The 21,803-nt window shown below is 29.3% G+C and carries 31 protein-coding genes; all 31 read right to left on the reverse strand.

Features of this window, described 5'->3' with window-relative positions:
• Positions 1-18: 18 nt before the first annotated feature.
• Positions 19-462: a hypothetical protein gene (locus ACZ098_RS14225; RefSeq protein ID WP_487312429.1), complete on the reverse strand. Its 444-nt coding sequence runs from the start codon at positions 460-462 to the stop codon at positions 19-21.
• Between the two features lie 62 nt (positions 463-524).
• Positions 525-872 (reverse strand): hypothetical protein, encoded by a 348-nt coding sequence (locus ACZ098_RS14230; protein ID WP_487312430.1) that lies wholly within the window; start codon positions 870-872, stop codon positions 525-527.
• A 147-nt stretch (positions 873-1,019) separates the two neighbouring features.
• The gene (locus tag ACZ098_RS14235; protein ID WP_487312431.1) at positions 1,020-1,514 is read right to left on the reverse strand and encodes a hypothetical protein; all 495 of its coding nucleotides are present in this window, start codon (positions 1,512-1,514) and stop codon (positions 1,020-1,022) included.
• Positions 1,515-1,677: 163 nt separating this feature from the next.
• Complete coding sequence (locus ACZ098_RS14240) at positions 1,678-2,250, reverse strand: hypothetical protein (protein WP_487312432.1); 573 nt, start codon at positions 2,248-2,250, stop codon at positions 1,678-1,680.
• A gap of 169 nt (positions 2,251-2,419) precedes the next feature.
• Positions 2,420-2,746, reverse strand: coding sequence for a hypothetical protein (locus ACZ098_RS14245; protein WP_487312433.1), 327 nt, complete (start codon positions 2,744-2,746; stop codon positions 2,420-2,422).
• A gap of 384 nt (positions 2,747-3,130) precedes the next feature.
• Complete coding sequence (locus ACZ098_RS14250; protein ID WP_487312434.1) at positions 3,131-3,400, reverse strand: hypothetical protein; 270 nt, start codon at positions 3,398-3,400, stop codon at positions 3,131-3,133.
• Between the two features lie 207 nt (positions 3,401-3,607).
• Complete coding sequence (locus ACZ098_RS14255) at positions 3,608-4,720, reverse strand: DUF6438 domain-containing protein (protein WP_487312435.1); 1,113 nt, start codon at positions 4,718-4,720, stop codon at positions 3,608-3,610.
• 153 nt (positions 4,721-4,873) lie between these two features.
• Positions 4,874-5,173 (reverse strand): type II toxin-antitoxin system RelE/ParE family toxin, encoded by a 300-nt coding sequence (locus tag ACZ098_RS14260; protein ID WP_487312436.1) that lies wholly within the window; start codon positions 5,171-5,173, stop codon positions 4,874-4,876.
• Positions 5,166-5,414, reverse strand: a complete 249-nt coding sequence (locus tag ACZ098_RS14265) for a type II toxin-antitoxin system ParD family antitoxin (protein ID WP_487312437.1) — start codon at positions 5,412-5,414, stop codon at positions 5,166-5,168. The genes ACZ098_RS14260 and ACZ098_RS14265 overlap by 8 nt, the downstream gene beginning before the upstream one ends.
• A gap of 256 nt (positions 5,415-5,670) precedes the next feature.
• Complete coding sequence (locus tag ACZ098_RS14270; protein ID WP_487312438.1) at positions 5,671-6,549, reverse strand: hypothetical protein; 879 nt, start codon at positions 6,547-6,549, stop codon at positions 5,671-5,673.
• 176 nt (positions 6,550-6,725) lie between these two features.
• A complete protein-coding gene (locus tag ACZ098_RS14275) occupies positions 6,726-7,337 on the reverse strand; it encodes a hypothetical protein (protein WP_487312439.1) in 612 nt (203 codons plus the stop codon).
• A 223-nt stretch (positions 7,338-7,560) separates the two neighbouring features.
• Positions 7,561-8,190: a hypothetical protein gene (locus ACZ098_RS14280; protein WP_487312440.1), complete on the reverse strand. Its 630-nt coding sequence runs from the start codon at positions 8,188-8,190 to the stop codon at positions 7,561-7,563.
• A 185-nt stretch (positions 8,191-8,375) separates the two neighbouring features.
• Positions 8,376-8,726 (reverse strand): hypothetical protein, encoded by a 351-nt coding sequence (locus ACZ098_RS14285; RefSeq protein WP_487312441.1) that lies wholly within the window; start codon positions 8,724-8,726, stop codon positions 8,376-8,378.
• Between the two features lie 201 nt (positions 8,727-8,927).
• Positions 8,928-9,392, reverse strand: a complete 465-nt coding sequence (locus ACZ098_RS14290) for a hypothetical protein (RefSeq protein ID WP_487312442.1) — start codon at positions 9,390-9,392, stop codon at positions 8,928-8,930.
• Between the two features lie 166 nt (positions 9,393-9,558).
• A complete protein-coding gene (locus ACZ098_RS14295) occupies positions 9,559-10,137 on the reverse strand; it encodes a hypothetical protein (RefSeq protein ID WP_487312443.1) in 579 nt (192 codons plus the stop codon).
• Positions 10,138-11,216: 1,079 nt separating this feature from the next.
• The gene (locus tag ACZ098_RS14300; protein ID WP_487312444.1) at positions 11,217-11,390 is read right to left on the reverse strand and encodes a hypothetical protein; all 174 of its coding nucleotides are present in this window, start codon (positions 11,388-11,390) and stop codon (positions 11,217-11,219) included.
• 182 nt (positions 11,391-11,572) lie between these two features.
• Positions 11,573-12,274 (reverse strand): SIMPL domain-containing protein, encoded by a 702-nt coding sequence (locus tag ACZ098_RS14305; RefSeq protein ID WP_487312445.1) that lies wholly within the window; start codon positions 12,272-12,274, stop codon positions 11,573-11,575.
• 160 nt (positions 12,275-12,434) lie between these two features.
• Complete coding sequence (locus ACZ098_RS14310) at positions 12,435-12,761, reverse strand: EF-Tu C-terminal domain-related protein (RefSeq protein ID WP_487312446.1); 327 nt, start codon at positions 12,759-12,761, stop codon at positions 12,435-12,437.
• 13 nt (positions 12,762-12,774) lie between these two features.
• A complete protein-coding gene (locus ACZ098_RS14315) occupies positions 12,775-13,020 on the reverse strand; it encodes a hypothetical protein (RefSeq protein WP_487312447.1) in 246 nt (81 codons plus the stop codon).
• 221 nt (positions 13,021-13,241) lie between these two features.
• The gene (locus ACZ098_RS14320) at positions 13,242-13,685 is read right to left on the reverse strand and encodes a hypothetical protein (protein WP_487312448.1); all 444 of its coding nucleotides are present in this window, start codon (positions 13,683-13,685) and stop codon (positions 13,242-13,244) included.
• A gap of 156 nt (positions 13,686-13,841) precedes the next feature.
• Positions 13,842-14,270, reverse strand: a complete 429-nt coding sequence (locus ACZ098_RS14325) for an SMI1/KNR4 family protein (protein ID WP_487312449.1) — start codon at positions 14,268-14,270, stop codon at positions 13,842-13,844.
• A gap of 179 nt (positions 14,271-14,449) precedes the next feature.
• Positions 14,450-14,851 (reverse strand): hypothetical protein, encoded by a 402-nt coding sequence (locus ACZ098_RS14330; RefSeq protein WP_487312450.1) that lies wholly within the window; start codon positions 14,849-14,851, stop codon positions 14,450-14,452.
• 228 nt (positions 14,852-15,079) lie between these two features.
• Positions 15,080-15,925: a hypothetical protein gene (locus ACZ098_RS14335; RefSeq protein WP_487312451.1), complete on the reverse strand. Its 846-nt coding sequence runs from the start codon at positions 15,923-15,925 to the stop codon at positions 15,080-15,082.
• 185 nt (positions 15,926-16,110) lie between these two features.
• Positions 16,111-16,665, reverse strand: coding sequence for a hypothetical protein (locus tag ACZ098_RS14340; protein ID WP_487312452.1), 555 nt, complete (start codon positions 16,663-16,665; stop codon positions 16,111-16,113).
• Positions 16,666-16,818: 153 nt separating this feature from the next.
• The gene (locus tag ACZ098_RS14345; protein WP_487312453.1) at positions 16,819-17,334 is read right to left on the reverse strand and encodes a hypothetical protein; all 516 of its coding nucleotides are present in this window, start codon (positions 17,332-17,334) and stop codon (positions 16,819-16,821) included.
• Between the two features lie 144 nt (positions 17,335-17,478).
• Positions 17,479-18,195, reverse strand: coding sequence for a hypothetical protein (locus tag ACZ098_RS14350; protein WP_487312454.1), 717 nt, complete (start codon positions 18,193-18,195; stop codon positions 17,479-17,481).
• A 168-nt stretch (positions 18,196-18,363) separates the two neighbouring features.
• On the reverse strand, positions 18,364-18,777 hold the full coding sequence (locus ACZ098_RS14355) for an immunity 22 family protein (protein ID WP_487312455.1): 414 nt from the start codon (positions 18,775-18,777) through the stop codon (positions 18,364-18,366).
• A gap of 152 nt (positions 18,778-18,929) precedes the next feature.
• Positions 18,930-19,421, reverse strand: a complete 492-nt coding sequence (locus ACZ098_RS14360) for a hypothetical protein (protein ID WP_487312456.1) — start codon at positions 19,419-19,421, stop codon at positions 18,930-18,932.
• 174 nt (positions 19,422-19,595) lie between these two features.
• Positions 19,596-20,273 (reverse strand): hypothetical protein, encoded by a 678-nt coding sequence (locus ACZ098_RS14365; RefSeq protein WP_487312457.1) that lies wholly within the window; start codon positions 20,271-20,273, stop codon positions 19,596-19,598.
• Positions 20,274-20,596: 323 nt separating this feature from the next.
• On the reverse strand, positions 20,597-20,947 hold the full coding sequence (locus ACZ098_RS14370; protein WP_487312458.1) for a hypothetical protein: 351 nt from the start codon (positions 20,945-20,947) through the stop codon (positions 20,597-20,599).
• 410 nt (positions 20,948-21,357) lie between these two features.
• Entirely contained in the window at positions 21,358-21,777 is a 420-nt protein-coding gene (locus tag ACZ098_RS14375; protein WP_487312459.1) for a hypothetical protein, read from the reverse strand.
• Positions 21,778-21,803 lie beyond the last annotated feature (26 nt).

Raw genomic sequence — 21,803 nt, forward strand, 5'->3', positions numbered from 1 at the left:
TTGATGTGCAACAGTCTTTTATTTAATTTTTTTAAAGGTTAATTTTAAGATGTTTTCATCAATCGGAAAACTGAGTAGGAGTTGATCGTCTGTTATGAAAGTGAAAAAAGCTTTAGACAGTGCACCTCCATCCACAATTTCTATAACCTTTTCGGATTCTTTTACATGGTATTTTGAAGTTAGTAAAACTACATCATCTGAAATGTCTTGCAATTCAAATTTTGAAAAAATGTAGTGCTTATTTTGATATTCACTTTTCATCATATCAAGGAAAAATTCCAAATCTTTTGAATTGGTTTCACTTTTTATACGGTTAGATACTTTAATTGAATCGGACTCAATGTTATAATAGAAATCGGAATTTCCATTAACTTCGGTTACTTTCCAATCGCCCACGAATTGACTTTGCGCTGCACATAAATTCGCAACAAGAATTAAAAAAAATGGGACTACTTTATTCATTTTGAGTACACTGATTAGTAAAAATCGTTTCTATTTCTGATAAATCCGCATAAATGCAAAGTTTACTTTAGTATTAAACTAGTTAATAAAACAATTCTATTCGCATCAGATTGCGACACAACAAGCCAAGGTTTTACTTGTGTTTTTCTGATGTCATTACCTTTCATTGCAAATTCTTCCTGTTTAGTGTCGGCAATATAAATTTCTGTACCAACTGGGAAATTATATTCTTTAACAGCATTCGGTTCAACATTGCTAACTCTTGTTTGACCTTTTCCATCTGGAGTGAATACAATCAATGAAAGATGGTAAACAGCATTGCTATCATTTTTAAAACTGAGTTGGATATCATCTTGTCCATAAACTGAAAAATTTAAGACCGCAAAAAGGGATAGAAGTAGTAGTTTCATAAGGCAAATTTTAGTGTTTAACAAGTTTACGAATAAAAGTTAGAATAAATTTATTTTAGTCATAGAAGTTGCAGCAACTTTTTAGTAAAAACGTTTTTGATTTCAATTGAATTAACAGCTAGTAAATTCTTGAAAGTGCTACTATTTTCAGTTCTTAAACTGATTCCAGACGGATTCAAACAAATTATAAAATTCAGCCTTACTTTCGGTTTCCCAATTGTCAGAAAGTCGGATAGCTACATTTTCACCAGTAATTTCAATAGAACACGTACTACCATCTGCAACATTACTGTCCTCACTAATGGTTTTAGAATCAATTTTATTAAGCTTTTCTATAAGTTCATAGAAATAGGAAAGGTCAACTTCTTGTTTGCTACCATTAGTATATTTATCAGCTGCAAGATCATCGACAGTACGTTGTATCAAAAAGCATTTTAGTTTTTTCTTAGGTTGTTCTTCAAGAATGAAGCACAGTTCTATAAGTTCATTTCCAATTGGTCTTTTTATGTAGTGGTTACCAATACTTTTATTAAAAGTAATCATGTGTATTGTAATATCCTGGCATATTTTAAAACTACCTTTACTTTGGGCGTTGGACAATGAAAGGAATAGTAAAAAAATAAGGCTTAACTTTTTTTTCATTTTATAAAGATTACATATATTAAATAAGACACTTAACTTTTTATGGATTCAAGTAGCGAAAATAAACCACAACCAAACCTTCACAAATATAAATAAAACTTTATTTTAAAGATTGTTTCTATTTCAGATGAATCTTGTATTTCGCTATAGTTGAAACGGCTGTCTACTTTAGGTTTAGGATATCTTCAGTTAAAATGCTACTTTTTGATCGAATGTCATTTTCCAAATCTAGGTATTTTTTAAATCCTGTTCCTTTAATTGAAATTTTTTGATGCATTGATTTAGTATTCAATATTTTTATTTCATAACCCCATTCGATTGCACGTTCGTCAGATAGTTCACTAAGTGCTTTTTCAAATTTGGTCATTATAAAAACATCCGCATTTATTTTTTGAATAATTGGTTTTGCATATTTCTTATCATATACTCCTTGATAAGTAATCCCTTTTAGTTTTTTATAAGAAAACGGAATCACTTCCAATCGTGCATCTTTTATCAATTCTTGTTCAATTAATGGATTGAAATCATAACCCAAACCGGAATAACCATATCCATTACTGCATTGAATGATTAATATTTTGGTTTTAGCTAGTTCATTTAAATTATCTAGTTTGATTTTCTTTTGAGAATGATTTCTACATAAGTTATCCTTTTGAATAGTAGTGATAAAACTATCAGTACGTTGGTTAAAGTTAGCAAACAACAACAAAAAAAGAGCTACTGGTATAATTTTCATACGTACTTATTTATTAGATTTTTCAAAATTTCTACTAACGTGCTGTGGTTTCAAGGAGTAGCAAACTTCAGAACCGATTATTTCTTCAAAAATAAAATTTCTTGCGCAATACAAACTTGAATTGACCACAAAATTCGCAATTGTCTGAAGCGAGTGTTACGCGGCGTTTTTAATCTTCTAGCACTTCAATTTGGCTATAAACAAAAATCTTCGCTGCTTTCGGTTCTCCTTTTGTTGTAAAGCCTTTCGGTATTCCTTTGCCAGCTTTAAATTTTCCTTTCACCACAACTTTAAAAGGCAATGTCTTTCCATCCCAAAGTTTGTTTACATCTTTGAGTTTTTCATTTTCTCTTTCCAAGTAAACATTTTCTTTTTCGCCTTCCACTTTCCACTGCGCGCACGGACAAGATATAGCTGCGTATGACGCAATAATGCTCTTCTGTTTACTTCCGTTTATTATTAATAAAATCAATATGAATGTTATAATTTTTGTCATTTTTTACAATTCGTTGTGAAATGCCGCCTAAAGTTTCACGGCTTCAAGAAATGGCGATGAACACAGACCAAGCCTTCACAAATATAAATAAAACTTTAAATTTAAAACCTTTATAATTTCTTATAAATCCAGTTCTTCGCTATTTTTTGAAGCCGCTGTTAGGGGATATGTGTTAATTCACGTCCTCTATAATTATTTCCAAATGAAATTTTTTTTTCAAGTACTTTTTCAAGACATTTTTATGTCTAAAAACACAATGTGATTCTTCAGAAATGTATTTAAATTTTCAATCACAACTTAATCTTTATGAGCTAAACTTTTTGCGCACGAAAACCACAACACTGTTTTTATATATTGCATAGATTTAATTTGATTGAACAGTTTTTAGCTGCCAATAAAACCTTTATGATAGGCATAAATAAATAGAAAAACAATTATAATTTCCGCACCTAAAAAAGTAATGAAATTTTGTTTTACAGTTGCCGCATACAATTTATAAATATTAAAAACTAAAGGTGGGAGTACTACGATGCAAGTTGCAATTTGTCGACACAATAGTGCACTAGAACTTTCAGATCCTGCACCTTCTCCAAAATAACCCCAAATTAAAAAAAACGAAGTAAAAAATAATGTAATGGAAAATAAAATTTCCAAAGACACAATTTTCAATATAAGCAAATAATTAATTTTCAATTTATGTCCTTTATTTTCGTTATCTTAAAATTCCGCTACCTCATGAAGTAACATGGAACCGCTACCAAGCCTTCACAAATATAACCAAAACTTTAAACTAAAGACCTTTATAATTTCTGATAAATCCCATGCCTTGACATTTTTTGAAGCTGCTGTCGGCAGTAGTACTTATTCATTGCTATTAACTAGTAGTCTTTTTGTTAATTCATTTTTCTCAATAAAATTAAAGCCCAAATCATACGTTACTGAACTTTTATTTTTAGAAAATATTTTAAATAATCTTCCATCGGTTTCAATTCTGCTTACATCATATTCAGTATCATAATTAGTTACAAATTCGGCTTTAAAAGATTTACTTGTAGTTATTGATTGACTCAATAGATTCGATAAGAAGAAAACTTCAGAACTTGTCAAGTTTATGATTTTATTACCCTTTTCAAATCGAAGATTTATGTGCTGAAAATCTTTAGCTGTTTTGTTTTCTTTTAATTTTATTTTTTGATACAAATAGGTTAGTGGCTCAATATTTATTCGGAAACTTTTTGGAGATTGTCTTCCATAATCAGATATGGATTTCAAAATTTTGTTTTCTTTTACGAATGTAACACTAACCTCTTGATCATCAGTCCAATTTGCTGTATAACTATCTTTTAAGTTTAAGAAATTTACTTTTTTTAAACTATTCTCAATTTCATTGAATTCAGAAGTATTTATTTGTGATTTGAAGTAACCATTATTAGAATTGTAATGAGCTCCATAATAATATAGCTTTCCGTCCTTGTTTATTTCGATGTCATTTATTGGACAAGAACCAAAACAAGGAGATTTTGATATAATTATTTTGTCAAAGTCTTCTTTTTCATTCACTTTGAAGTTTAGTTTTGAGAATTCTAAAACGACTTTTTTGTCAGACTTTAGTTGTAACGTTTTTGAATTAATTGCAATAATTTTAGAAGCATTCCATTTTTTAGAAACTAAATTAAAAATATATAAACTATCGCCTACAATTTTATATTTAGTTTTTGTTCCGTAAAAGATAGTTTTTCTTTCTTCTTTTTCTGTTTCATCTTTTGTTTCAAAATATCCTGGTTTACTTTCGCAGTTTCCATTATTGTCAAACGAATACCCAAAATCAGTGTAAAAATGATTTTCAATTTTAGGGTTTTCTTTTTGAAAAATCCAATCGCCCACAATTATATTTTCATAGTTTTTTGTTGGTCTCTTTTCACAAGAAATCAATGTCAATAATAGTAAAAATAGGTATTTAAAATTTTTCGTCATAGTAGTATTACCAACTTTCGGCGATTTCAAGAAACGGCAACGAACCGCGACCAAGCTTTCACAAATATAAATAAAACTTTAAATTAAAAATCTTTACGATTTCTGATAAATCCCGTGCCTTGACATTTTTTGAAGCTGCTGTCGGCAGTAGTTTTATTCTTGAATTCTGTTTTTCAAATCCATTTTTGAATGTAGAAATCTAATAATTTCAATTTCGTTTTCGCTCATTATTCTGAAGAAAATTATATGTTGTCCCGAGTTATAACCATAAATATCATCATCAATCTCCGTATAATTTTTCGCTAAGCTTTGATTTTCCGCCACTACTTGGCAATCTTTAATAAGTTCAAAATAATATTTGTCTGCTTGATTTTCAGACCAAACTTCGAATGTATAATCCCAAATCTTCGATAAATCTTCTACTGCTTTGTTTGTTAATTCGTATTTAGCCATTTCTCTTTTTGGCTTTTAACAATTCAAGATGGTTTTTTGGATCAAAGTTTTTTGCGATTCCGCTTTCAATCCCTTCACTGATAGCTTTTTTAAGAGCAATAATTTTGCTTTCCTCTTCTTCTAATAATCTCAATCCAGCTCGAATAACTTCACTAGCGTTTTTAAATCTTCCTTCCGCAATTCTACTATCGACAAAGTTTTCAAAATAGTTTCCAAGAGAAACTGATGTATTTCGTCCCATAATTTTTTTATTTTTAACAAAGTTACCAAAATTTGGTAATTATCAAAGAAAGAGTTGTTTTTTTCTCGGACAAAAAATTACAGTTAACGTTACCAATCTTTATGTCTGTTGCTGGTTTTGTTACAGATTAAAACAAATATACCGAAACTTTTACAAGGTGAACGTGATGAGAAAGAAAAAAGATAAGAGACCAAGCGTCCCAAAATGCCCAAGCGCAGTACTAGCATAAAACTTGTGTTACGCGAGGCTTTTTTAATTAAAGAACAATTAAAATAAATAAAAAAAGACCAATAATAAATAAAGATAAAATTATTAGTCCGATTTTCTTCAATGATTTAAATTCGTCATTATTCTGATTGATAGTTACATTATTGTTATTTTTGGTATCTTTCGTTTTAATATAATCTTCTACCATTTTTTTGTCATCATAATCAATTTCAAATGTTATGGAATCCACTTCATTCCTTTCATAATAGTTTAAAAAAGTTTCATTTAAATAAGTCAAATGAATGTTGTTCTGCACTTTTTCTTGTTGGCTATGTATGAATAGATATATTTCTTTTAAACCCTTTACCCACTGAAAATATAAGTTTCCAATGTAAATGTCACTGTTTTCCACATCATCAGGAACAAAATTAAAACCAGATGGTTTATAATGTAATGTGGATGCAAAAAAATTTGTCATAAGATCAGTAAAGCTTTTACTGCGTACTACTAAATTTTGACCTTCACTTTCTTCGTCCCAACAATCGCTTGCTATCCAAACTTCTGGATTGTCTGTATCAGAATATATTAGAGAAATATATTCATTTCTTCTTTCGGAAATCACAATAAATTCGTTGTTTAATTTCAAAGAATTGTTTTCAAAAACTTCTTTTGCAAATTTATTTATATAATCCAAATCATCATAAGCCATATTTTCAGCATTCATAAATTCAAATAAGAATTTTTTTCCAATACTGCGTAAATATTCTTCATAAGCAATAGGGAATTTTTTTTTGCCTGATTTGATAATTGTTATTTCCTCTTCACTACAACCAAAAATGCCTTTTTCAGTATTATCCTCAATGCTGTCTATTTTAAGTATTTCAAGATAACTTTTAAGAGTTTCAAAATATTCGCGATAAATATTCATTTGTTTTGTTTAGTTAATTTAAAAAGTCGCACAATGTGTCGCGACTTCAAGAAATGGCGCTGAACACAGACCAAGCCTTCACAAATATAAATAAAACTTTAAATTAAAAACCTTTTCAATTTCTTATAAATCCCATGCCTTGACATTTGTTGAAAACGGTGTACGAGGCTGTACTTTTATTGTCTCATTGAAATATTTTCGTGAACCCATTTAGCTTCTTCATCTGCTGTTACTTTGTCAAATTTGCTTCCAATTCTACTAAATGTTGCTTGAGCAAAATCGTACGGTTTGCTATCATCAAAATATGGACCAACAACACCTAAACTCCATCCATCTCCTGATGCCCAATGAGGTTTATAAACACAATATTTAAACACTTCGTAATGGACAAAGTTATTTGCTCCATCATAGTCAAATGTAACACGTTTAATATGTTCCATTTCGTCAGGACAAGCACCAAGTTCTGTTGGGAATTCCAACCAATTTGCCAAACTACTTTCAGCTCCTTTTATTAGTGAATAATATTCTTTTGGAAATAAATTTACTTTGTTATATTTTTCTAAAAGTTGAAATGCAGTTTGCCTAGTAAGTAAGTTTTGAGCATATGGTAAAATATTTTCTTCTGTTATATTTTCTCCGTTTTCAAGTTTTTCATAAAGTTCTTTTACTCTTTCAAAACGTTCTTTATTAAGTTTGTTATTTTGAAGTTTTACAGTTATAAATCTATAAATGGCAAACATTACAATTATTAAAACTAATAAACCTATTATTGCAAAAACTATTTTCATTTAATATTCTAATTGTTTTATATTATGTTAATTTTTAAGTTCTGCGGTAGCGTTGTCACTAAGGTTACCTGACTTTATGTCTGTTACTTTTTTTATCATAGACCATAAATATGCCGAAAATTTTGAAAGAAAAAAGATGATGAGAAAGAAAAAAGATAAGAGACCAAGCGTCCAAAAAATCCTAAGCGCAGTGATAGCATAAAACAGTTTTGGTAGATTGGCTTTATTTAAATTTTATATCACTTATTTTTTCATCTTTGTAATACAATTCATAATCAGAGTCTTTATTTTCTATTAATATTGCAAAGAATAATTCAGCGGTAAATTTTTCATAACTTGTCTCTCCAAAATAGACTATACTTAATTTTGGTTTTTTAGTAGTTCCGAAATTTATTTTCATTTCAAAATTGTTATAGCCTTCTCTATCATATTCATTAAAATAGTCTTTTTCGGAATCATCATATTGAGGTAACCAATATCCATCAATTTCTTTTCCATTTTCTTTAAATAGTCTTTCTTTTCTATATGGAATCAATTCAGGTTCTCCAATAAAGCCATTATATCCTTTATAGTCAGCAAGTCTATATCGAATTTTATTTTTAGTGTCTAAAAGCGAAAATGCACTTAATTTAGTTTTGTTATCAATTGTTGATTTAATTTTTGTTTTAATCATTACTTTTCTCAAGTCGTCACTTGTTACTTCTAGTTGTCTGATTCCAAATACACTAACATTATCAACTAATTTAGACTTAATTATTTCTATTTTAATTTCTTCTTTAGTAGTAGTTACTTGCGCAAATAAATTTATGTTTATGTTTAACAAGATTAACAATAGTATTTTTTTAGGTCTCATCTTCTTGATTTTAATTATTTAATTTGTCCCTTTTTTCTAAGCTGTCTGCTAACTTCCCTGCGCTTGTCGAGGTTATGAAGTTCGGAACTTTTTATTTTCTGTTAAAGATAAAAATTCTTGCGAAACGCAAACGTAGCCTTACCACAAAAATTCGCAATTTCGTGAAACGGCTGTTACTGGTAGTATTAGTTTTTCAAATAATCTATCCAACTTTCCACTATAATTTTAAAATCTATAGTTGGTAATATAAAATCAGGTAGAATTTTTGGGTTGTTGTACCATTTTTCAGATGATTGATATATTTTGGTTTCTTTTGAATCTACGAGTACTAATTGCATACCTAAATTTTCACCAATCCATTCAGTTTGAATTCCACTCAAAACTTTTTCAATATTATTTACTACAGAATTTGCAGTGTCAATACGATTATGGTCTCCAATAAATTGTGACATCCAACCGTTCGTTGTTGATATACATTTTTTTCCATATTCTGATGGAACAAAAAGTTTAACTTTATAATTTTCTATCGGATTCATTTTCTATTTTAGAAAAGGCGTGTGAATAGTGCTGGTAACGTTCTCAGGCTGTATGTCTGTTACTTTTTTTATCATAGACCATAAATATGCCGAAAATTTTGAAAGAAAAAAGGTGATGAGAAAGAAAAAAGATAAGAGACTAGGCGTCCAAAAAAGCTTAAGCGTAGTGATAGCATAAAACCTGTGTTAGCGGTACTACTTTTATTCGATTATTAAGTCAACTCTTATTGTCTTTTTTTCATCTCTAAATTCTGCGTTATAAACTTTCTTTCCTATAATTTCTTGACTTTTTTTCAAGTCTTCTAACGCTCCAGCTAATTCAAGTTTATAAATGTTTTGTCCGATACTATTTTCGGATTCCAAAAAATCATAGACGTACAAATAGTATTTGTTTAAAATATCTTCTATTGGATACTGATTATTCGTATCATTTTCTTCATCTAATTTATATGAAATAGTCATTCTATATTTCGTTTCATCGCTGTCAGTTAAATCTTGATAAATTCCGTTTTCAATCAGTTTGAATTGCTCACGGTCGACATATTTCTGACACTTTTCCAGTGAAATATTAGTCATAATATTATATTTTAATCGAAGTTCTTGATCAACTGAAGAGTTTAAATTCTTTTTGTCTGTTTGTGCGAATAATTTGCTGAATAGTCCCATAATTAATAAGATTGTTAATACCTTTTTCATCCTTTATCTTAGGTCAAATATACATCATGCGTTAATAATAATCGTTCGGCAGTTGTGCAGTATTACCGCTAACTAATAAATATTGTGCCTCGCCATTTGTTGTAAGCGCTATTGGCAGGAGGATTTCAATTCAATACTATTGTTTTAAAATAAATTTTACAACTTTGTGTGATATTCCATTTAAACTATTTTCTAACATAATTTTTGGTTTAATTTTATCTTGGCTATCATTAGCAAAAAAGTCGAACAAAATATCTGTGCTGACAGGTTTTATGTCGGATAATTTCCATGTGATTTTTTTATCATTTTGATTTTTATTATTCACTATTAATGATTCAATATCTATGTTGATTTTTATTTCATTTCCATATTGACCACTGTAAAATCCTTTAGAATCCATCGCTTCTGACCTTGTTTTCTCAATTCTAAAAGTAAGTTTTTTTAAAGATAGTTTGTATTTGGCGTTAGTATTATCTGTTAAAATAATATTTTTTTTCTTAAAATTACTCAATATTATGCTATCAATTTCTTGATTAGAAATTTTAAATCCTTCTATGTCGATTTTGTATTCACTTTCATTTATTAATTGTACTTCTGTATAACTTGGCGTTTTTTTCTTAAAAAAGATTTGATTGTTATAATTAACACAAGAAACATTAATTGCTACAAATAAAATTAAAAGAAATTTTATAATTAAAAATTTATTTTTTTTCATTTATAATGGTGTTTTTATAATTTTTTGTCTAACATTCCACGACTTCACGAAGTAGCAACGTACCACGACCAAGCCTTTACAAATATAAATAAAACTTTATTTTAAAAACCTTTCCAATTTCTGATAAATCTCTTGCCTCGCCATTTCTTTATGACGCTGTTGTTTTTCCGTTGCACGCTATTTTTTAGATTTGGCTTGGCCTATTTTGGTTGCTGAACGGACTTCAATATTTTCTCGACAAGACATCGACATTTTCTCGACAAGGCTTCGATAACTTCTCGACAAGGCTTTGACATTTTCTCGACAAGGCTTTGACATTTTCTCGACAAGGCTTCGACAACTTCTCGACAAGGCTTCGACAACTTCTCGACAAGGCTTCGACAACTTCTCGACAAGGCTTCGACAACTTCTCGACAAGGCTTCGACATTTTCTCGACAAGGCTTCGACAACTTCTCGACAAGGCTTTGACATTTTCTCGACAAGGCTTCGACAACTTCTCGACAAGGCTTCGACAACTTCTCGACAAGGCTTCGACAACTTCTCGACAAGGCTTCGACAAGTTCTCGACAAGGCTTCGACAACTTCTCGACAAGGCGTCGACAATTTGTTTTCTAAGTACGTCGACATTTTGTCCGCAGTATTAGAAAACAAAAATGAGTGATGATATGAGTTCGGACTTTCATCAAAGCAACACTTTTTAAACGGCATTCTGATTCATAATAAGTCACGCTGCGCATGGTCTCCTAACTTTACCGAGTTAAAAAGGTCTAAAGCTTCCTAACTGAATGTGATAAAAACGTGGCTAAAGTTCCTCGATCTTATAGAATCAAAAATTCCGCAAGGTCGGGAGACTTTGCAGAGCGTGTTATTAAAGTAAGTAATTACCTTTCATAATTGTGTTACTACCTTTATTAGGCTTGCTCACAGAGGCTTAAAACCAATACCAAGCCTAAACTAATATAGCCAAAACTTTAGATTACTGACCTTTCCAGTTTCTGACAAATCGCGTGCTTAGCCATTTCTTGAAACTGCTTTAAGTTTATTTGTAAGTACAGTTCCTCTTGAGGTTATTTTTTATTTAAATAAAATTTTTTAAGTATTCAATTGTGAAGTAAACAATTCCGATGAGTAAAATATTCCGAACAACAATTTTAAGCGAAAGTACAAACTCTTTTTTATCCTGTTTATAATCATACCAATAGGAAACTCCAATAGCAATTATTGATAAAAAGAAAAATAGTATTATCCACATAATTTTTGTAATAAAGATGTTCGCGTGATAAAATTACTGCTAACGTTTTGTCGATTGCTGAAGTGGCGGATTAAGGAGACCAAAACTTTCGGTTTAACACTGATTTTAAAAGTACAAAACCAAGTTCAAATTAAGCCTAAAACCCGTCATAATGCCAAATTGCTGTTGGACGATTGTATTTTTTATTCAAGTTTAAATTTCACGTTAACAATACTTTCAATTTTAATTTTTTGAAATTCAATATCAATTGGTTTATCTTCTTGTTTGCTTTTTCTGCCATATCCTATAACCACAACTTCGTCTAAATTTGCACTATCGTCAAAATTTCTCACGTTTGTTAAATCAGAAATGAATAGTGCATTACCAACTTTTTGTTTTAAGGGTTTGGTCATAAATTCTGCTTGAATTTTTGCTTTTGCAATTGCATTTGATTTTAGTATCAGTTTTATTGTTTCATATTCTGTATTTTCGGTTTTTGTTACACGAATATTTGAAATTTCAATTGTTTCAAGTTCAGAAATTACGCTACCAGCAATTTTTGCATTTTCAACAACTAAATTATATGATTTAGATTTCATAACATCTGTTTCTTTGATGAAGTATTTTTTGAAATTACTAGCTAAATCGTTTAAACTTAAATTTTGTTTTGTATTAATTCCCAAGCCTTTTAATTTCTGCTCCATTAAATTTTCCAACTCTTCAACAGAATATTTGTTTTTTGTGTCTTTTTCGGAAATTATAATGTTCAGATGAATTCTATTTGGTAATACCAAAGTATCAGCAATTGCGGATGTTTCGATGTAAGGTAAATCAATGAAGTTTTTCGTTTGCGAAAAACTTTTCGCTGAAATAATAAATGCAAATAATAATGTTAATTTTTTCATTTTCTGATTTTCGATTAATATATCGCCCAACGTGTCGCGGCTTAATGAAGTGGCGATGAACCAAGACCAAGCCTTCACAAATATAACTAAAACTTTAGATTAATGAGCTTTCCGATTTCTGATAAATCTCGTGCCTTGTCATTTCTTGAAACCGCCTTTGTTAGTGGCTGACTTTTAATATTGGATTTACAATTTCTAATATTTTTCCAATTCCAATTATATTTGAGCCTTCTCTGAATTCAAATTCTAAATTTTCAAATAATTGACCCTTAAAATATTCTGTAGCGATGATTTTAATTTCTGCTTTTACACTTTCACCAGGAAATACTTTTTCTTGTCCAATAAAATTCTGAAATCCACAAGTTAACATTTTGTCGAATGGAAATTTTATATCTGGTCTGTAACCAGAATGCGCTGCAGTTTTTCTTCCGCCTTCTTCGGCAGTTCTGTATTTTAAAAGTGCTATAAAATCTGTTTCAATTTTCATATTTAAATAGATTTTAGCGGCAGTATTTATTTTTCAAATATTTATTCATGCTAATGATAGTCAAAATTAAGGTCAAAAAAGAAATTATTAGAGCCCAAAGAAGTGCTCCAATCGGCATAACAAACTCAGGATGTCCTGTGGCGTCATATCTTTTGGATGGTTGTATATATTCTACAGTTTCAAATGTTACTTTATAAGAAATCAGGCTTGCTAATAATGCAATAACTAAACTAAAAATATATCGGGTAGTTCTTTTCATATTTAATTGAAACAGTTAGTAATAATAAAGAATTTTATTTGTTTCATAAACTCGCTTTTTCATCACGTGTGAGCTTGCCACTAACGTGTCGCCGCTTCACGAACTTACGGATTTTTAACACTTTAGTTTACAAAAATAAACAAAATTTAGTTTCAAAAATTACTAATTCTGATAAATCCCAAACCCCGCAATTTCGTGAAACGGCTGTTAGTCGATGTTGTTTAGTTTTCCAATTGTAAATATCCCAATAGAGTACCTTTTTTTTCTATATTGTCATAGTACATTATCGTTAAATACACTTTAGTTTTTTTAAATAAACTATGAATTTTACTTTTTGTTATTTCTAATTCTTCGCTGTTTTCATAATCAAATTGTGCCACAACTTTTTTTTGATCTAACAATTTAATTTTTTGTTTTCCATATGATTTTGTGTCACGAAAGAAAACAATTTTTAATGTTTTAAATTCATCGCTCTTTTTAATTACTCCTGTAAGTTTAAAACAATCGACGGCATTGCTACGAAACAATAATTTTGAGCCTTTGTACACCTGCCAATTAGTAATTGTATCAGTTTCTGCTTTTGCCCAAGAAGATAGAGAAAAACTAATTAAAAAATAGAGAATTATTAGCTTGGTATATTTCATTTGCGTAATTTTTAGATACAATATCGCCTAACGTTCGGCGGCTTCACGAAGTGACAATGAACCAAGACCAAGCCTTCACAAATATAAGCAAAACTTTAAATTAATAACCTTTCCAATTTCTGATAAATTTCGTGCCTCGCCATTTCTTGAGACTACTGTTATTAGCTAAAGTTTTATCTAGTAAAACCAATCCTTTCCATTTTTCAGTCGGTTTAAGAAATCAGAAAATGAATTTCCAATTTCTACAAAAGTTTCTTTGTTTAAATCAATAAAAGGCGACAATACAATTCTATAATTGTCATTTTTAAAATATTCAATTGCGATAAATTCTCCACTTCCATTTTCTCCAATTCCAAATGTATTTTTTACATTTTCAGTAATTTTATAGCCTTCATTATTTTCAAGCAATTCATTTTCTGCATCCCAAAGTCTTACATATTCATTTCCAATAAAATTTTCATTACCATAAAAGTTTTCCACATAATTTTTATAGTCGATTGGAAGTTTAAAACCAATACTTTTTTCAATATTTTCGAAGTCAATATACGCCTTTCTTTCACGCTTTGACCATCCTTTTTCAATTAATATTTCTTCGAAATTTTCCATTTTAAAGTATGTGCAATTTTTGGATGCGCTTGGCTATAAAGTTCTGCGGCTGCAAGAAGTAACAAGGAACCAAGAACAAGCCTTCACAAATATAAATAAAACTTTAGATTAATGACCTTTCCGATTTCTGATAAATTCCATGACTCACCATTTCTTGAAACTACTTATAATAGTTGAGTTTATTGTATTTCAATTTCAATTTTGGTTTTAAAGAAAAACCCATGTCTGTTTTTTTTCAAAAGATTTTTAATCGAGTTTTCAGTTTTGTATTTAGTTGTAATATCCTTAGTTGCAATTTCGATACTTTTCACTGCTTTTGTTACTTCTTCAATTCCCGAATCAGACCAATCACCAATACCGAAATGAATATTGGCTGTATCTTTTGGATTCAAATTAAAAACGATTGAATCGCTTGTTGCAATTTCTTTTAATTCATAACTCTCAACTTTTGATTTTAGATTGAATCTCACTTTAGCTGGAGATTGGGTAGTATTTATTAAATCAATATAATGCGGAGGATCGCAACTTATTATGATAATTGCTACTAGTGATAGTAGTACAAGTTTAAATTTTAATTTCATTAACTCAATATTTTTTGTAAATTATTGATTACTTTTTTATTAACTACTTCTAACATCTTGCAGCTTCATGAAGTGGTGATGATCCAAAACCAAGCCTTCACAAATGTAAATAAAACTTTAAATTAAAAATCTTTCCGATTTCAAATAAATCGCGTGCCTCGCCATTTCTTGAAACCGCCTCAAGTTTTTTTGTAAGCACAGTTCTTTGTTGAAGTAGTCTTTTTGTTTTTATTCAACGTTATCTATATCGAGTATTTTGGATTGCTTTAACCAGCTTGAAACCATGTAAAAAAAGAAATAAGCAGTAATTATTTGAAATAATCTTAGGATTTGAGATTTTGTAGATACTGGTTTAATAAAGGCGAAAACGAAGCCTGTTACTGAATCAAGCCAAATATCTGAAAAGGGTACAAATTGTTTCGGATTTGAAATTTGCGTTTGAAGTAGTTGTTTTTCTTTAAGATAAAGCATGATTTCATCTTTTAAGTTTCCATCTTTTGTCTTAAAGAAAAACTTGTTCTTTCCATTTGAAACTTTAAATAAATTATTTCTGTCAAATGATATACCTCTGGGTATCGGTGCTCCGCCTATATGATACCAATCTTGTTTGACAGTTTTTAAAATGAATACATAGTTTCCAAAATTTTGATTTTTGTTTATTGCACTAACGCTTGTAGAAAGAGAAATATTTGAATTTTTAAAATTTTTAAACATTTGCTCTACAAATATTGAGTCACTATAGTTCTTTAAGTTTTCTTTATAGCCGAGAATTCTCTGGTTCAAGTAATCTGAATTAAAAGTGTAGTTATTTTTGTCGGAATGATAAATTAAGTAATGTAAATATGGAAAAGCACCGATTAATAAAAATGATAAAATAAAGAACTTGGATAAATTGGTATAATTTTTTTTAAATAATCTATATGCTAGGAAAAATATAATTGCTGCAAGAATTAAAAAAAAAAGCTCTCCATTTTTTATTGAAATTCTTTCAAACCATGCATATCTCATTACTAAAATTAATAATATTGGAGATGTTGCTAATAGTTTAGATAATTTTTCGCTTTTTGATTTCAATTTGCGGTTTTTTTTGGGTTGTCTCAAAGATTAGTGCTAACGTGTCTCGGCTTTATGAAGTGGCGATGAACCAGGACCAAACCTTCACAAATATAAACAAAACTTTAAATTATACAGCTTTGCTATTCCAAATAAATCCCGAGCCACGCCATTGGTGCAAACGTCTATTGGCAGTAGTTTTTATTTTAAGTTTTGTTAAGATGAATTATTTTGATAAAATCTTCAGTATAAATTTCTGATTTTTCAATGTCAATTTGCAAGATTTCTCCTGAGTCAAGTCCTAAAATTAAAAATTCGTGACTTGCTTTTCCGTGAACTATTAATTTTCCTGTAGTCATAATCTCATTCCATTTAATTTCTCTTCCTTTAAAGACAAATGAATTAGGTAAAACTTGAATATAAAGTTTTCGGTTTGATAAAATTTTATACAAACTAAAAATGATTAAAATAAAACTAATCAAATAAGTTATTTTTAAAAATTGTGTCGTTGGATTTTCTTTATTTAAGTATGGAAAAGTTAGTAAATAAAAAGATGTAATTGTAATCAGTAAGATGTAAGGTGTTTTACTCACGTATATTTTTAAATTGTTGGTTTGTTCTTTTTTTCGGTAAGTTGAATTTTCTATATTTTCAAATTCTTTATAAGTGCTAGAACCAAAATTTCTGCTAATAAAATTTTTGTTTGAATATTTGTCATCAACGATTTCTTGAACTTCTATTTTCGTTAATTTTTGATTCATCTTTTTAGGTAAAATTTATTGTAAATTTCTGATTTAGTATTCTTTATCCAAAATTACTGCCGACGTTCCGCTTCGCGTCAGTAGCGGCAAGTTAAAGAAAAATGTAATAAGAAATGCTGAAGTTCGTAGTATTTTCCAAGAAAGACAAGTCAGCTATTGCGCGAAACCGCCTTTGTTGGCATTAGTTTTTTTTAATCGGTTAATTATTTTTCTTACATTACTTTCTACTAATTTCCAATCCCACAATTCTGGGCTTCCAAATTGTGGATTTGTACTTTCCCAGTTTTCTGCTCTTTTTTTCGAATTAACAGAAACTCTACATTCAATTTGGCTTTCGTTATTTATTAAATTTAAATGGATAAAAATTATTCCCCAACCATCAATTCTGTACCTATAAGTTTTCCCTTTACAACGTTTTGGATCAAGTTCAATTTTAGCTATTGAAACTTTGCCTTTAGTTTCGGGATAATAAATTCCAAATACTAAATGCTTTTCATTTTCAGAAATTGAGCGTTCAAAATATTCTTTAAATTGAGAATAATTATTTATGCAGATTAGCTCTTTTTCCATTTCGGAATAAGACTCATAAATTAGAGCTTTGGAATCTGATAGAATATATTCAATCAGATTATTCAGTTTGGTTTTGTCTATGATTTCTGTTTTCTGCATAAGTTCTTCAAAATTACTGCCAACGTTCGGCCTCTTCTCGTCAGTTGCGAACTTCGGAATTTTTTATTTTCCATTAAAGATAAAAATTATTGCGAAACGTGAACATGAACTTACCGCAAAATTCGCAATTGCGCGAAACGGCTGTTACCTACCGTTTTGTTTTCCTAACCAATTATAAAGATTTTCACTTTCTAACTGCTTTCCAATTTCTTTTATGTCTTCATTTCCCGAATCTCTTAATTTTAGCGCTAATGGCTTTATTTCTTTAAGAAACACTTCTCTATTGAGTCCGTCACATTTTGTTTCTCCAAATCTTAAAAATTGAACTGCGTTCGATATTCTATTTACATTATTAGAAATCAACGCTTCTTTTATAGATTCAAGTCGAGTCCATTTTGTACTGTTTTCTTTCCACCAATTTTCAACTTTTTGAGCTTGTACTTTTCGTAATTCTTTTAACTTTTCTCCAACTTCTGGTTTATCTTTCCAATTTAAGTTGCAAATATCTATGGTTTTATATCCAAAATCCTGAAAGGTTAATTCTTCAACTAGCCAACCAGCTCTAATCGAAATCCAATCCATTGCATACGGAACATATTGCCCATGTCCATACCATTGCTCAGTACCTAGATAAATCAAGTCGGCAGTTCCAGTTAATTTTACAAAGTTTGTATCGCTTAGTAACTCAACTAATTGAGGGATAACTTCTTTTTGATAATTTTCTAATGCAAGTTTAGAAGGATAAACATTCTCATAAAAAGATGCCTTTTTGAATTGAATAAACAAACTGTCAATTTTCTGATTTTGACTTACGCAAATGGAGCAGGTTAGTAATGTAATTAGAAAGATTGTGTTCTTCATTTGCAGGGTTAAAAATTGTAAGTAACGTGTCGCTGCTTCATGAAGTAGCAATGAACTATGACAAAGCCTTTACAAATATAACTTAAACTTTTAATTAATAACCTTTTACATTTCTAAATAAATCCCGAGCCAGCAATTGCTTCAAACGGCTGTTAGCAAGCGTTTTTATTACAATTTATATTCTTTTTTGAGAACAAACTCTATTGGCTTTTTTGTGGGTTTTATTCCTTGATATTCAAATAATATTTCATTTGTAGGATTTGTTCCAACTTCTCCAAAAAGAAACGTAATGAAATTTATATTATTTAGATTTCTCGTTTTTAATTCAGTAATTAACTCTTCGAAAAAATATTTGGAATCAAGTAAATTGTCTTGATTTTCAATTAAATTATTTATTTCTAATTTTTCAAACCACCAACTTTCAATATAATCTTCGTCATAATATTCAAGTTCAGCGTCTTTTCCAAATTGGGATATTGAGTTCGCTTCATTTTCATAATCAAATTTCAAGTAGTCTTGATAAAACTCCTTTTCGGTTTTAAATTTTCCAATCCAAACACAGATTATCTTTTTTGTACTCATTTCTCTAAAATGTTTGCTAACGTGTCGCCGCTTCACGAAGTTGCGAAGTTCGGAACTTTTTATTTTCTGTTAAAGATAAAAATTCTTGCGAAACGTGAAAGTGAACTTACAACAAAAATTCTCAATTGCGAGAAACTGCTGTTAGCAAGCTTTTATTTTTGTTGTCCTTTACACAAATCAAAAGTTTGATTTGCATTACCAAATTCCACAATACACTTATTATTTTCATTCGGAAATGCAATGCCCAAATCTTTGTGAATTAAACCAAAACAATATATTTCCTTTAATACATAAAAGCTTGTTTCTGGCCCTTCAAATGTCCTTGTAATGGATTGTATCTCAAATTGATTTATTCGCCAAGTTTTGAAGACATTATTTGCACTTCTGAGACTTGCGAGCATGACTTCACAAACTAACAATCCAATCGAAAATAGAACGACTAATACTGATAAGACAACTTTAAGTCTTTTGTTTTTTACATAATAATTCAAAAAATACAAGCATAAAGATGAGATAGAAACTAAAATTAAAAATAAAACAAATAAGCTTATTGACAAATTATATTCTGAGAAATAGATATTCAATCCAAAACTCAGGATTATGATAAAAATCAAAGTAGTACTATTTCCAACAGAGTTTCTCATAAATACTTGTTAACTAAGGTCTAGGTGATAATGATGTAAGCTAACCTTAGCTGTATACTTTTGTATTGCGCTAATAATCTCAATTATTTCTATCAAAGATAAAATTTCTTGTGAAATGTAAACGTGAAATTACTACAAAATTCGCAATCGTGCTAAACGAATGGTGGTGACAGTTTATTCTTTATTTTTCTTTAATTTTTCCAATGTATCTTCTAGCCATTCTTCATTTACTTTTTTTAGTTCTTTATTGATAATGATTTGTTTTTCAATTAAATTTATAAAATCTTTATCATTGAGTGCTTCAATGGATTCTAAAATTATTGAACCAAATTCATCTATTTGTTCAAGTTCTCTTATTAAAATTTCTTTTATTCTATTGTCTTTGCGTTTAGCTAAACCAATAATAGCTTCATCTCTTGTTTGTTTATCGTTGTCATATGTTCTATTCCATAATGCTTCACGAATTAATTCATTATCTAATTCTATTTGTGTTCCAAGACCAAATGTCGCCCAATCTCTAACACCTGAATCTTTGTCTTTAGATAACTTTATTAAAGTAGTAACTGCTTCAATTTCTTCAATAGCTAAAAGAGAAGAAACTAAACTGTGTCGAACATTTACGCTTCTATGATCTTGATAAGAACAAATTATTTTAATTTGCTTTTCTGTTAAATTTTTATTGTTGTGTCCAATTCCGTATAATAATGAACTGATTACATTTTTGTTATTTTCGGTTTTGAGTATTCTAAAAAAAGTAATTAATATCTTTTTTAAATGCAATCTAGGAGAACCAAATTGGGCCAAAATAGTTATGCCAATAATTTTCTCTTTATAAATTTCTGATTTGGTCAATTCAATTGCCTTATCGAAAATATCTTTACTTTTTCGTTTTCTTAATTCACATATGTATTTCCAATAGTTTTCGCTCGACTTATTTTTTAATAATCGAGAGAATATTTTTTCATTAGAAAATGCAGTTAGTTTGTTCAATTTTCAATTTTTCATTTTGTTCTGGTAAAATTACCACCAACGTTTTGCCATTTAGCGATGTTGTGAAGTTCGGAACCATTTATTTTCCGTTAAAGATAAAAATTATTGAGAAACGTAAACGTGAATTTATGACAAAATTCGCAATTGCGAGAAACCGCTGTTACCAGTAGTTTTTTTATGACGCATTAATTTTCATGTCTGCAATATCCAAGATAAAACATTGGATACGGATATTTCTTTTTATCGAATGATTTTCCAATAGGATTTAAGTAACCATTTGCTATTAAAATTGTATCTCCAAGTTGTTCAGTCTTTTCATCATCATATTTAAGCGATAAAACATTTCCCTTTTTCTCCCACTTTCCAGTCCACCATTCATTATATCCAAAAACTCCTGTCCAGTTTAATTCAAATGTTTTGTCTTTTCGGAAAAGAATATAAGCTTGATTTTGAGTTCCTTCATAACATGCTCTAAATTCTACTTCGCTTTCAAGATTTTCAGAGTCAATTGTATATGGACAAAAAATCGTGTACAAAAGTGTTATTGAGCAAACTATAGCTGGTAAACAAAGTTTAAAATTCAAATACTTTCTATTGCGAATAATTTTAATGATTCCCTTAATTTCAAAAATGACAATTGTTATAAACGCTATTGGAATTAGAATTGTCAAAAATATGTACAGTATTCCTGATAAATACTTGTCAATATGATGGTAAAATATGGTCAACAAAAGATAAACGCAACAGACGATTGTTGTTAAAATTAAAGAGCGTTTTGTCTTGGTAGTTTTCTCCATAAAATTGCTAGTAACGTTCCACCGCATGTGGTCAGTTGTGAAGTTCGAAACTTTTTATTTTCTATCGCAGATAAAATTTTTTGCGAAATATAAACGTGAATTTACTACAAAATTCGCAATCTTGTCAAACTCCTGTTAGCAGAAGTTTTTTATTCTTCTTCAGCATATTCAATCAAAGGTTTGAAATTTTTAAATCTAATATAATCTCCTTTACTTTTCACTTTGTAAAGCTCTCTTTCGTTTCCATTTTTATCAATCAAGTTTATTGTATGAAAATCTATACTATTCTGAATATTTGCAAATGTTTTTAAACTATCTCCAGATATTTTCGCAAATACTATTGTTGAAGTTCCATGAATCAAAAATGCATCAATACAGTCAAGTTCTTTGTTATAAAGCATGTTTGGATAATCCTGAGAATTTACAATTGATATCAATTCTTTTTTTTTGGGTTCATAAATGAATAATCTTCTCACTTCATTTGATCCTCTTGCAGCTGTTGCCGAAATGAAATTAATATCGTTAAATTTATCGTTATTAAAGTCCGAAATATTAGGTTTAAATCCCATCAATGAATTACTTTTGTAAGTATAAC

The sequence above is a fragment of the Flavobacterium sp. SP2 genome (genome assembly GCF_057626655.1).